11 protein-coding genes are annotated in these 12,379 nt (G+C 56.8%); 6 read left to right on the forward strand and 5 right to left on the reverse strand.

All coding sequences use genetic code 11. The features are described from left to right. Positions 1-118 precede the first annotated feature (118 nt). The 6 genes from carA to folA all read left to right on the forward strand — a co-directional run bounded on the left by carA (position 119) and on the right by folA (position 7,972). The gene (carA, locus tag IM284_RS12795) at positions 119-1,267 is read left to right on the forward strand and encodes a glutamine-hydrolyzing carbamoyl-phosphate synthase small subunit (RefSeq protein WP_028015473.1); all 1,149 of its coding nucleotides are present in this window, start codon (positions 119-121) and stop codon (positions 1,265-1,267) included. Between the two features lie 18 nt (positions 1,268-1,285). Beyond that, entirely contained in the window at positions 1,286-4,510 is a 3,225-nt protein-coding gene (gene carB / locus IM284_RS12800; RefSeq protein ID WP_041911263.1) for a carbamoyl-phosphate synthase large subunit, read from the forward strand. Positions 4,511-4,650: 140 nt separating this feature from the next. After that, the gene (locus tag IM284_RS12805; protein ID WP_003856439.1) at positions 4,651-4,884 is read left to right on the forward strand and encodes a YgdI/YgdR family lipoprotein; all 234 of its coding nucleotides are present in this window, start codon (positions 4,651-4,653) and stop codon (positions 4,882-4,884) included. Between the two features lie 105 nt (positions 4,885-4,989). Next, a complete protein-coding gene (kefF, locus tag IM284_RS12810) occupies positions 4,990-5,520 on the forward strand; it encodes a glutathione-regulated potassium-efflux system oxidoreductase KefF (RefSeq protein WP_047367306.1) in 531 nt (176 codons plus the stop codon). Further along, positions 5,513-7,378 carry a glutathione-regulated potassium-efflux system protein KefC gene (gene kefC / locus IM284_RS12815; RefSeq protein WP_047367307.1) on the forward strand — a complete coding sequence of 622 codons (1,866 nt, stop codon included), beginning with the start codon at positions 5,513-5,515 and terminating at the stop codon, positions 7,376-7,378. The genes kefF and kefC overlap by 8 nt, the downstream gene beginning before the upstream one ends. Positions 7,379-7,492: 114 nt before the next feature. Then, positions 7,493-7,972: a type 3 dihydrofolate reductase gene (folA, locus tag IM284_RS12820; RefSeq protein WP_006173915.1), complete on the forward strand. Its 480-nt coding sequence runs from the start codon at positions 7,493-7,495 to the stop codon at positions 7,970-7,972. A gap of 35 nt (positions 7,973-8,007) precedes the next feature. Here folA and apaH read toward each other — a convergent pair whose 3' ends face one another. From apaH to surA, 5 genes are read right to left on the reverse strand one after another with little or no spacing between them, the layout of a single operon-like run. Beyond that, entirely contained in the window at positions 8,008-8,856 is an 849-nt protein-coding gene (gene apaH, locus IM284_RS12825; protein ID WP_047367308.1) for a bis(5'-nucleosyl)-tetraphosphatase (symmetrical) ApaH, read from the reverse strand. 4 nt (positions 8,857-8,860) lie between these two features. Next, complete coding sequence (gene apaG, locus IM284_RS12830; protein WP_014882505.1) at positions 8,861-9,238, reverse strand: Co2+/Mg2+ efflux protein ApaG; 378 nt, start codon at positions 9,236-9,238, stop codon at positions 8,861-8,863. 3 nt (positions 9,239-9,241) lie between these two features. Then, positions 9,242-10,063 carry a 16S rRNA (adenine(1518)-N(6)/adenine(1519)-N(6))-dimethyltransferase RsmA gene (rsmA, locus tag IM284_RS12835; protein WP_028015479.1) on the reverse strand — a complete coding sequence of 274 codons (822 nt, stop codon included), beginning with the start codon at positions 10,061-10,063 and terminating at the stop codon, positions 9,242-9,244. Beyond that, positions 10,060-11,046: a 4-hydroxythreonine-4-phosphate dehydrogenase PdxA gene (pdxA, locus tag IM284_RS12840; protein ID WP_047367309.1), complete on the reverse strand. Its 987-nt coding sequence runs from the start codon at positions 11,044-11,046 to the stop codon at positions 10,060-10,062. The genes rsmA and pdxA overlap by 4 nt, the downstream gene beginning before the upstream one ends. Beyond that, entirely contained in the window at positions 11,046-12,332 is a 1,287-nt protein-coding gene (surA, locus tag IM284_RS12845; protein WP_028015481.1) for a peptidylprolyl isomerase SurA, read from the reverse strand. The genes pdxA and surA overlap by 1 nt, the downstream gene beginning before the upstream one ends. Positions 12,333-12,379 lie beyond the last annotated feature (47 nt).

The raw sequence follows: 12,379 nt of genomic DNA on the forward strand, positions 1-12,379 counted from the left end.
AAATCTCCAGAATGCCGCCGTTTGCCAAAAATCCGCTGGCAACACATTTGCATTGATCTATGACATAGTCATGAATTAATATGCAAATAAAGTGAGTGAATATTCTCTGGAGGGTGTTTTGATTAAGTCAGCGCTATTGGTTCTGGAAGACGGAACCCAGTTTATCGGTCGGGCCATAGGGGCAACGGGTTCGGCGGTTGGGGAAGTCGTTTTCAATACTTCAATGACCGGTTATCAAGAAATCCTCACTGATCCTTCCTATTCTCGCCAAATCGTTACTCTTACTTATCCTCATATCGGCAATGTCGGCACCAATGCGGCTGACGAAGAATCCTCTCAGGTACATGCGCAAGGCCTGGTCATTCGCGACCTGCCGCTGATTGCCAGCAACTTCCGCAACACTGAAGACCTCTCTTCTTACCTGAAGCGCCATAACATCGTGGCGATTGCCGATATCGATACCCGTAAGTTAACGCGTCTGCTGCGCGAGAAGGGTGCACAGAACGGCTGCATCATCGCGGGTGATAACCTCGATGCGGCCCTGGCGCTGGAAAAAGCGAAAGCCTTCCCGGGCCTGAACGGTATGGACCTGGCGAAAGAAGTGACTACCGCCGAAGCCTACAGCTGGACGCAGGGGAGCTGGACGCTGGAAGGTGACCTGCCGGAAGCGAAAAAAGAGAACGAACTGCCGTTCCACGTGGTGGCCTATGATTTTGGTGCCAAGCGCAACATCCTGCGCATGCTGGTTGACCGCGGCTGCCGCCTGACGGTGGTACCGGCGAAAACCTCCGCTGAAGAGGTGCTTAAGATGAACCCGGACGGCATCTTCCTCTCTAACGGCCCAGGCGACCCGGCACCGTGCGATTACGCTATCGACGCCATCAAGTCCTTCCTGGAAACCGACATCCCGGTATTCGGCATCTGCCTCGGCCATCAGCTGCTGGCGCTGGCGAGCGGTGCGAACACCGTCAAGATGAAGTTCGGCCACCACGGTGGTAACCACCCGGTGAAAGACATTGATAACAATACGGTGATGATTACCGCGCAGAACCACGGTTTCGCCGTCGATGAAGCCTCTATGCCGGCTAACCTGCGCGTGACGCACAAATCACTGTTCGATGGCACCCTGCAGGGTATCCACCGTACCGATAAGCCAGCGTTCAGCTTCCAGGGCCACCCGGAAGCCAGCCCGGGCCCGCACGACGCCGCGCCGCTGTTCGATCACTTCATCGAACTTATCGAGCAATACCGTAAGACCGCTAAATAATCAGGAGCCGAGAAGACCATGCCAAAACGTACAGACATAAAAAGCATCCTGATCCTTGGCGCTGGCCCGATCGTCATCGGCCAGGCCTGCGAATTCGACTACTCCGGCGCGCAGGCGTGTAAAGCGCTGCGCGAAGAGGGTTACCGCGTTATCCTGGTGAACTCTAACCCGGCCACCATCATGACCGACCCGGAAATGGCGGATGCCACCTACATCGAGCCGATTCACTGGGAAGTGGTGCGTAAAATCATCGAAAAAGAGCGCCCGGACGCGGTGCTGCCAACCATGGGCGGCCAGACGGCGCTGAACTGCGCGCTGGAGCTGGAGCGTCAGGGCGTGCTGGCAGAATTTGGCGTCACCATGATTGGTGCCACCGCCGACGCGATTGATAAAGCCGAAGACCGTCGCCGCTTTGACGTGGCGATGAAGAAAATCGGCCTCGACACCGCGCGTTCCGGTATTGCGCATAACATGGAAGAGGCGCTGGCCGTTGCGGCTGAAGTGGGCTATCCGTGCATCATCCGTCCATCGTTCACCATGGGCGGCACCGGTGGCGGTATCGCCTACAACCGCGAAGAGTTCGAAGAGATTTGCGAGCGCGGTCTGGATCTCTCCCCAACCAAAGAGCTGCTGATTGATGAATCGCTGATTGGCTGGAAAGAGTACGAGATGGAAGTGGTGCGTGATAAAAACGACAACTGCATCATCGTCTGCTCCATCGAAAACTTCGATGCGATGGGTATCCACACCGGCGACTCCATCACCGTTGCGCCAGCCCAGACGCTGACCGACAAAGAGTATCAAATCATGCGTAACGCCTCGATGGCGGTACTGCGTGAAATCGGCGTGGAAACCGGCGGCTCTAACGTGCAGTTCTCCGTTAACCCGAAAACCGGCCGTCTGATTGTTATCGAAATGAACCCGCGCGTGTCCCGCTCCTCCGCGCTGGCCTCCAAAGCCACCGGCTTCCCGATTGCGAAAGTGGCGGCGAAGCTGGCAGTGGGTTACACCCTCGACGAGCTGATGAACGACATCACCGGTGGCCGCACGCCTGCGTCCTTCGAGCCGTCCATCGACTACGTTGTGACTAAAATTCCTCGCTTTAACTTCGAGAAATTCGCGGGCGCGAACGACCGTCTGACGACCCAGATGAAATCTGTGGGTGAAGTGATGGCGATTGGCCGCACCCAGCAGGAATCCCTGCAAAAAGCGCTGCGCGGTCTGGAAGTGGGCGCCACCGGCTTTGACCCAAAAGTGAGCCTGGACGACCCGGAAGCGCTGACCAAAATCCGCCGCGAGCTGAAAGACGCGGGCGCAGAACGTATCTGGTACATCGCCGATGCCTTCCGCGCGGGCCTGTCCGTCGACGGCGTATTTAACCTGACCAACATCGACCGCTGGTTCCTGGTGCAGATTGAAGAGCTGGTGCGTCTGGAAGAGAAAGTGGCGGAGCTGGGTATCAACGGCCTGGACGCAGACTTTCTGCGCATGCTGAAGCGTAAAGGCTTCGCCGATGCGCGTCTGGCTAAGCTGGCCGGCGTGCGCGAAGCGGAAATCCGCAAGCTGCGCGACCAGTATGATCTGCACCCGGTTTACAAGCGCGTGGACACCTGTGCAGCAGAGTTCTCGACCGATACCGCGTACATGTACTCCACCTATGAAGACGAGTGCGAAGCGAACCCGTCCGTCGACCGCGACAAGATCATGGTGTTGGGCGGCGGTCCAAACCGTATCGGCCAGGGCATCGAGTTTGATTACTGCTGCGTACACGCCTCGCTGGCGCTGCGCGAAGACGGTTACGAGACCATCATGGTCAACTGTAACCCGGAAACCGTTTCTACCGACTACGACACCTCTGACCGTCTCTACTTCGAGCCGGTTACTCTGGAAGACGTGCTGGAAATCGTGCGCATCGAGAAGCCAAAAGGCGTTATCGTGCAGTACGGCGGTCAGACCCCGCTGAAGCTGGCGCGCGCGCTGGAAGCGGCTGGCGTACCGGTTATCGGTACCAGCCCGGACGCGATTGACCGCGCGGAAGACCGTGAGCGTTTCCAGCAGGCGGTTGACCGTCTGAAGCTGAAGCAGCCGGCGAACGCCACCGTGACCGCCATTGAAATGGCCGTTGAGAAGGCGAAGGAGATTGGTTACCCGCTGGTGGTGCGTCCTTCCTACGTACTGGGCGGCCGCGCGATGGAAATTGTCTACGACGAAGCCGACCTGCGTCGCTACTTCCAGACGGCGGTGAGCGTTTCCAACGATGCGCCAGTACTGCTTGACCGCTTCCTCGACGACGCGGTTGAGGTGGACGTTGACGCCATCTGCGACGGCGAAATGGTGCTGATTGGCGGCATCATGGAGCACATCGAGCAGGCGGGCGTGCACTCCGGCGACTCCGCCTGTTCTCTGCCAGCCTACACGCTGAGCCAGGAAATTCAGGACGTGATGCGCCAGCAGGTGCAGAAGCTGGCCTTTGAGCTGCAGGTTCGTGGCCTGATGAACGTTCAGTTCGCGGTGAAAGACAACGAAGTTTATCTGATTGAAGTCAACCCGCGTGCGGCGCGTACCGTACCGTTCGTCTCTAAAGCGACCGGTATTCCGCTGGCGAAAGTGGCGGCGCGCGTGATGGCTGGCCAGACGCTGGCGCAGCAGGGCGTAACCAAAGAGATCATCCCGCCGTATTACTCGGTGAAAGAGGTGGTGCTGCCGTTCAACAAATTCCCGGGCGTTGACCCGCTGTTAGGGCCAGAGATGCGCTCGACCGGGGAAGTGATGGGCGTGGGCCGCACCTTCGCAGAAGCGTTTGCCAAGGCGCAGCTGGGCAGCAGCTCTACCATGAGAAAATCGGGCCGTGCGCTGCTCTCCGTTCGCGAAGGCGATAAAGAGCGCGTGGTTGACCTGGCCGCCAAGCTGCTGAAACAGGGCTTCGAGCTGGACGCAACCCACGGTACGGCGATTGTGCTGGGTGAAGCCGGTATTAACCCGCGTCTGGTGAACAAAGTGCATGAAGGTCGTCCGCACATTCAGGATCGTATCAAGAATGGCGAATATACCTACATCATCAACACCACCGCAGGACGCCAGGCGATTGAAGACTCCAAGCTGATTCGCCGCAGCGCGCTGCAATACAAAGTGCACTACGACACCACCCTGAATGGCGGTTTCGCAACAGCGATGGCGCTGAATGCGGATGCCACCGAAAAGGTGATTTCGGTGCAGGAAATGCACGCGCAGATTAGCAAGTAACCCCCATTGCCCGGTACCGTTCGGTTACCGGGCAATTTTCCCATCTTAAGAACCTTCTGGTTTTTCATCCGCTTTCAGTCAGTTAGCCTAAAATAGTTAGGTCGATAACGAAAATTCAACTGAGAGCAGGGGAAAACACCATGCAAAATAAATTACTGATCGCTTCCGTTCTGGCTGCCACCGCAATGTTTACCGTCGCGGGCTGTTCGTCCAATCAGGCCGTAAAAACCACCGATGGTAAAACCATCGTGACTGACGGGAAACCGCAGGTGGATGACGATACCGGCCTGGTGTCGTACAAAAACGCCGAAACCGGTCAAACTGAACAGATTAATCGCGACCAGGTGAAATCCATGGGCGAGCTGGATAACTAATTCAGAATTCTGACGTAAGCCCGTCAATAATATTCACTATTAGCCTGTTGAATTACTGACTACACTCTTTTGTTAAAAGAAGGCAGTAAAACAACAGGCTACTCAATGATTCTGATAATTTATGCGCACCCTTATCCGCAGCACTCGCATGCGAATAAGCGGATGCTTGAGCAGGCAAGGACGCTCGAAAACGTAGAGATACGTTCCCTCTATCGACTCTATCCCGATTTTAATATCGATATCGCCGCTGAACAGGAGGCGCTCTCCCGTGCCGATCTGATCGTCTGGCAACATCCTATGCAGTGGTACAGCACGCCGCCGCTCCTGAAGCTGTGGATTGATAAAGTCTTCTCCCACGGCTGGGCGTATGGTCACAACGGCCATGCGCTAAAAGGCAAAAGCCTGATGTGGGCGGTTACCACCGGCGGTGGGGAAAGCCACTTTGATATCGGTTCCTTCCCGGGGTTTGACGTCCTGGCGCAGCCGCTGCAGGCTACGGCGCTTTACTGCGGGCTGAACTGGCTCCCGCCTTTTGCGATGCATTGCACCTTTGTTTGCGACGATGAAACGCTGCAGGCGCAGGCTCGCCATTATAAACAACGCTTGCTTGAGTGGCAGGAGACGCATCATGGATAGCCATACGCTGATACAGGCGCTGATTTATCTCGGCGCGGCGGCGCTGATTGTGCCGGTGGCGGTACGTCTGGGGCTGGGGTCGGTTCTCGGCTACCTGATTGCGGGCTGCGTCATTGGGCCCTGGGGCTTTCGACTGGTAACGGATGCGGAGGCGATCCTCCATTTCGCTGAAATTGGCGTCGTGCTGATGCTGTTTGTGATTGGTCTGGAGCTGGATCCGCAGAGGTTATGGAAACTTCGCGCCTCGGTATTTGGTGGAGGCGCGCTGCAGATGGTGGCCTGCGGCCTGCTGCTCGGTGGGTTCTGCATCCTGTTGGGCATGGACTGGAAAGTGGCGGAGCTTATCGGCATGACGCTGGCGCTCTCCTCGACGGCCATTGCCATGCAGGCGATGAACGAGCGAAATCTGACGGTCTCGCAGATGGGACGCAGCGCGTTCTCGGTGCTGCTGTTCCAGGATATCGCCGCTATTCCGCTGGTGGCGATGATCCCGTTGCTGGCGGCAAGCGGCTCATCCACGACGCTGGGGGCGTTTGCGCTGTCGGCATTAAAAGTCGTGGGGGCGCTGGCGCTGGTGGTCCTGCTTGGCCGCTACGTGACCCGCCCGTTACTGCGGTTTGTTGCCCGTTCAGGCCTGCGCGAAGTGTTCAGCGCCGTGGCGCTGTTCCTGGTGTTTGGCTTTGGTTTGCTGCTGGAGGAAGCCGGACTGTCGATGGCGATGGGGGCGTTCCTTGCAGGCGTTCTGCTGGCGAGCTCTGAATATCGTCACGCCCTGGAAAGCGATATCGAGCCGTTCAAAGGGCTGCTGCTGGGGCTGTTTTTCATCGGCGTGGGGATGTCTGTCGACTTCGGCACGCTGGTCACGCACCCGCTGCGGATCGTCATCCTGCTCGTCGGTTTCCTGATCATTAAAATGGCGATGCTGTGGCTAATTACGCGTCCATTGAAGGTGCCGAACAAGCAGCGCCGCTGGTTTGCCGTACTGCTGGGTCAGGGGAGCGAATTTGCATTCGTGGTCTTTGGTGCCGCGCAGATGGCAAACGTGCTCGATCCCGAGTGGGCGAAAGCGCTGACGCTGGCGGTCGCGCTGTCGATGGCGGCAACGCCTGTTCTACTGGTGGTGCTGACGCGTCTGGAAAAATCAGGCAGCGAGCAGGAGCGCGAAGCCGACGAGATCGATGAGGAGCAGCCGCGCGTCATCATCGCCGGATTTGGTCGCTACGGGCAGATCGTCGGGCGTTTACTGCTGTCAAGCGGGGTGAAAATGGTGATTCTCGATCACGATCCTGACCATGTCGATACCCTGCGTAAATTTGATATGAAGGTGTTTTACGGCGATGCGACTCGCGTCGATCTGCTGGAATCCGCCGGGGCGGCAAAAGCCGAGGTATTGATTAACGCCATTGACGATCCTGAGACCAGCATGCAGATGGTGGAGCTGGTAAAAGAGCATTTTCCAGGGCTGACCATTATCTCCCGCGCGCGCGATGTGGATCATTACATCCGGCTGCGTCAGGCGGGCGTAGAGGCGCCGGAGCGTGAAACGTTCGAAGGCGCGCTGAAGTCTGGCCGCCTGGCGCTGGAGAATCTGGGGCTCGGCGCGTATGAAGCGCGCGAACGTGCGGACCTGTTCCGGCGCTTTAACACCGGGATGGTGGAAGAGATGGCGGCGATGGCGGGAAGTTCGGCCACGGAGCGTGCGGCGGTGTTTAAACGCACCAGCGCCATGCTGACAGAAATCATTAACGAGGACCGCAATCACCTGTCGCTGATCCAACGTCATGGCTGGCAGGGCACGGAAGAGGGCAAGCATACCGGCGATCCGGCTGACGAGCCCGAGAGTAAACCTTCCGCGTGAAGTGGAGTTGCCAGCAATAATAAAAAATTTCTTTATCTTTACTCTGCCGCCAGTCGACGAAAGATTAAGCTTTCCGTATAGTGGCGGCAATTTTTTGCATCCGGGAAATTTTCAATGATCAGTCTGATTGCAGCGCTGGCGGTGGACCGCGTTATCGGTATGGAAAATGCCATGCCGTGGAACCTGCCTGCCGATCTCGCATGGTTTAAACGTACTACGTTAAACAAGCCGGTAGTGATGGGCCGCCTGACCTGGGAGTCGATTGGTCGTCCATTGCCGGGCCGTAAGAATATCGTTATCAGTAGCCAGCCGGGCACTGACGATCGCGTCGAATGGGTTAAGTCCGTTGATGAAGCGATTGCCGCCTGCGGTGACGCCGAAGAGATCATGGTGATCGGCGGCGGCCGCGTGTATGAGCAGTTCCTGCCAAAAGCGCAGAAGCTGTATCTGACCCACATTGATGCGGAAGTGGAAGGGGACACCCATTTCCCGGATTACGATCCGGACGAGTGGGAATCGGTATTCAGCGAGTTCCACGACGCGGATGCACAGAACTCCCACAGCTACTGCTTCGAGATTCTGGAACGTCGTTAAGTGATGTCCCTCTCCCGCCCGGGAGAGGGAATGATTCAGGAGGCAACGGCCTCACTTCCCCCTAAGTCCAGCTGTCGGTTGGACGGCTGAACAAAGTAAGTTTTATCTTCCCAGCGTAAGCAGGTCAACTCTCCGCCCCAGCAGCATCCGGTATCCAGACCGTAGATCCCGTCCGGCGTGCCTTTTCCTTCCAGCGCAGCCCAGTGGCCAAAGACGACGTTGTACTCGCTTGTCACGGGGCCAGGAATGGCAAACCACGGTTTGAGCGGGGCAGGCGCGCTTTCCGGCGTCTCTTTGGAATACATGTCCAGCTGCCCGTTCGGGAAGCAGAAACGCATGCGCGTAAAAGCGTTGGTAATAAAGCGCAGGCGGGCCAGACCGCTGAGATCCTCGCTCCAGTGATTCGGCATATCGCCGTACATGGCATCAAGGAAGAAGGGGTACGAGTCGCTCGCCAGCACCGCCTCAACGTCACGCGCGCAGGTTTTAGCCGTCTCAAGATCCCATTGCGGGGTGATCCCGGCATGAGCCATGACCAGCTTTTTCTCCTCATCGACCTGCAGTAAAGGCTGGCGGCGCAGCCAGTTAATCAGATCGTCCGCGTCTGGCGCATCCAGCAGGGGAGAGAGGCGATCTTTAGGTTTGTTGCGGCTGATCCCGGCAAATACGGCCAACAGGTGAAGATCGTGATTGCCCAGCACCATGCGCACGCTGTCGCCCAGAGATTTGACGAAACGTAAAACCTCAAGCGAGCCCGGGCCACGCGCGACTAAATCGCCCGTCAGCCAGAGCGTGTCCTGTCCTGGCGTAAAGTCGACCTGTTTTAACAATGCGATCAGTTCATCGTAGCAACCGTGAACGTCGCCAATCAGATATGTAGACATTAGATTAATGAATGAGTGTGGTTACGGCGAGACGGAACACAGGAATAGCAACGCGGAACACATTGCCATCGACGTCGACCATTTCATAATGGCCTTGCATGGTACCCAGCGGCGTTTCAATTACCGCGCCGCTGGTGTACTGATACTCTTCGCCAGGGGCGATGTGGGGCTGTTCACCGACCACACCTTCACCCTGAACTTCAATTTCGCGGCCATTGCCGTTGGTGATAAGCCAGTAGCGCCCGCGCAGCTGCACGGGCATCCGCCCCAGATTGCGAATGGTCACGGTGTAAGCAAAGACAAAACGCTCTTCATCCGGCGAGGATTGCGATTCAACATAGACGCTTTGTACATGGACACATACGCGGGGCGAATCAATCATGGCTTAACTCTCCTTCGGCGGCGCATTTTCGCTGATGTAATTAGCCAGCTTGCAGTACTGCTCTACGGAAATGTTTTCCGCACGCATTGCCGGGTCGATCCCCAGCTCTGCTAACACCTCAACGGTAAACGAATTGCTCAGACTGTTACGGATCGTTTTACGGCGCTGGTTAAAGGCTTCCGTGGTGATGCGGCTCAGTACACGCAGATCTTTAACCGGATACGGTTTCGTTTTGTGCGGCACAAGGCGCACAACCGCAGAATCTACTTTCGGTGGCGGCGTGAACGCTGATGGCGGTACTTCGAGTACCGGGATCACGTTGCAGTAATATTGTGCCATCACGCTTAAACGACCATACGCTTTACTGTTCGGCCCTGCAACCAGACGGTTAACAACCTCTTTTTGCAACATGAAGTGCATGTCGGCAATGGCATCAGTATAGCTAAAGAGGTGGAACATTAGCGGCGTGGAGATGTTATACGGCAGGTTGCCGAACACGCGCAGCGGCTGGCCCATTTTTTCCGACAGTTCGCCAAAGTTCATGGTCATGGCATCCTGCTGATAGATGGTCAGCTTTGGTCCGAGGAACGGGTGCGTTTGCAGGCGTGCGGCAAGGTCGCGGTCCAGTTCGATAACGGTCAGCTCGTCGAGGCGTTCGCCTACCGGCTCGGTCAGTGCGGCAAGGCCCGGGCCGATTTCGACCATAGCCTGACCCTTCTGCGGATTAATAGCAGAGACGATGCTGTCGATCACGAATTGATCGTTGAGAAAGTTTTGCCCGAAGCGTTTACGGGCTAAGTGGCCCTGATGGACTCGATTAGTCATTGAGTATTAACAATCATTTTGATGGCGAGATTAAGCGCCGTAATAAAACTGCCGACATCCGCTTTCCCCTGGCCTGCCAGATCCAGCGCAGTGCCGTGGTCAACGGACGTTCGAATAAAGGGTAAACCGAGGGTGATATTCACCCCGCGGCCAAAGCCCTGGTATTTTAGCACGGGCAGACCCTGATCGTGGTACATCGCGAGGACGGCGTCGGCATTATCCAGGTATTTTGGCTGGAAAAGGGTGTCCGCAGGCAGCGGCCCGCTGAGATTCATCCCTTTGGCGCGCATTTCTTCAAGCACCGGAATAATGGTGTCGATCTCTTCGGTGCCCATGTGCCCGCCTTCGCCGGCGTGCGGATTGAGGCCGCAGACCAGCACATGCGGCCGCTTGATGCCGAACTTCGTTTGCAGGTCGTGATGCAGGATCCCGATGATCTCCCGCAGCAGTTCCGGGGTGATGGCATCAGGAATGGCCTTGATCGGTAGATGGGTGGTCACGAGAGCAACGCGCATCGCTTCCGTCGCCAGCATCATCACCACTTTCGGGCTGTGCGAGCGCTCTTCGAAGAACTCCGTATGCCCGGTAAAAGGGATGCCCGCTTCGTTGATGACGCCCTTATGCACGGGGCCGGTGATCAGAGCGGCAAATTCGCCCTTCAGGCAACCGTCGCAGGCGCGGGCAAGGGTTTCCACGACGTAGTGGCCATTTTCCGTGCTGAGCTTGCCTGGAACAACGGGTGTACGAAGGGGAACAGAAAGAAGAGTGAGCGTACCGGCCTGCTGTGGTGCGGGCTGTTGGCCTTCAACGTAAGGGATGAGCGTTAAGGGCAGACCGAGCAGATTCGCCCGGTCTTGTAACAGTGTTGCATCCGCGCAGACAACCAATTCTACTGGCCAGCTGCGCTGGGCGAGCTGGACAACGAGGTCAGGCCCAATCCCGGCGGGTTCGCCGGGAGTGATAACAACACGATGCTGTTTCATTAGTTGCTCAGGACTTTCACGTAAGCACTGGCGCGCTGTTCCTGCATCCAGGTTGCCGCTTCTTCGGAGAACTTACGGTTAAACAGCATACGATAGGCTCTGTCTTTCTGCGCCGCATCCGTTTTGTCCACGTTGCGGGTGTCCATCAGCTCGATCAGATGCCAGCCAAATGAAGAGTGAACCGGGGCACTGATCTGGCCTTTATTCAGTTTCATAAGCGCATCGCGGAAGGCAGGATCGTAAATGTCCGCAGCCGCCCAGCCCAGATCGCCGCCCTGGTTCGCAGAGCCAGGATCCTGAGAGAACTCTTTCGCTGCATTGGCAAACGACGTTTTACCGCTCTTAATATCTGCGGCAATTTGCTCCAGCTTCGCACGCGCCTGATCGTCAGTCATGATCGGTGACGGCTTCAGCAGAATGTGGCGGGCGTGAACTTCAGTCACGGAGATATTCTGGCTCTGACCGCGCAGATCGTTCACTTTCAGAATGTGGAAGCCCACCCCTGAACGGATTGGACCGACGATATCGCCTTTCTTCGCCGTGCTCAGCGCCTGAGCAAAGATAGATGGCAGCTCCTGGATACGTCCCCAGCCCATCTGACCGCCTTTCAGGGCCTGTTGGTCAGCAGAGTAGGTGATAGCCAGCTTGCCAAAGTCGCCGCCGTTACGCGCCTGGTCGACAATTGAACGTGCCTGACTTTCTGCTTCAGCAGCCTGATCTGACGTTGGGTTCTCTGGCAGTGGGATCAGAATGTGGCTCAGGTTCAGCTCTGTGCTCGCATCGTTCTGGTTGCCCACCTGTTTTGCCAGCGCATCCACTTCCTGAGGCAGGATCGTGACGCGACGACGCACTTCATTGTTACGCACTTCCGAGATCAGCATCTCTTTACGGATCTGGTTACGGTAGGTAGCGTAGCTGATGCCGTCATAGGCCAGACGGCTGCGCATCTGGTCCGGCGACATGTTGTTCTGCTTTGCAATGTTAGCGATAGCCTGATCGAGCTGCTCGTCGGTCACCTTCACGCCCATTTTCTGACCCATCTGCAGGATAATCTGATCCATGATCAGACGCTCCAGGATCTGGTGGCGCAGCGTGGCGTCATCCGGAAGTTGCTGACCCGCTTCGCCCGAATTGAGCTTCACGGATTTCATCAGACCATCAACGTCACTTTCGAGCACGACGCCGTTGTTAACGACAGCGGCGACCTTATCAACAACCTGGGGGGCCGCGAAGCTGGTATTCGCAACCATAGCGACACCAAGCAGCAGCGTTTTCCAGTTCTTCATACTTTTTCCATTTCAATTAACCGCAAAGCGGATTACGTTGTAAATCA

It is taken from the genome of Enterobacter cloacae complex sp. P12RS, from assembly GCF_014895875.1.
Lineage (GTDB): Bacteria > Pseudomonadota > Gammaproteobacteria > Enterobacterales > Enterobacteriaceae > Enterobacter > Enterobacter bugandensis.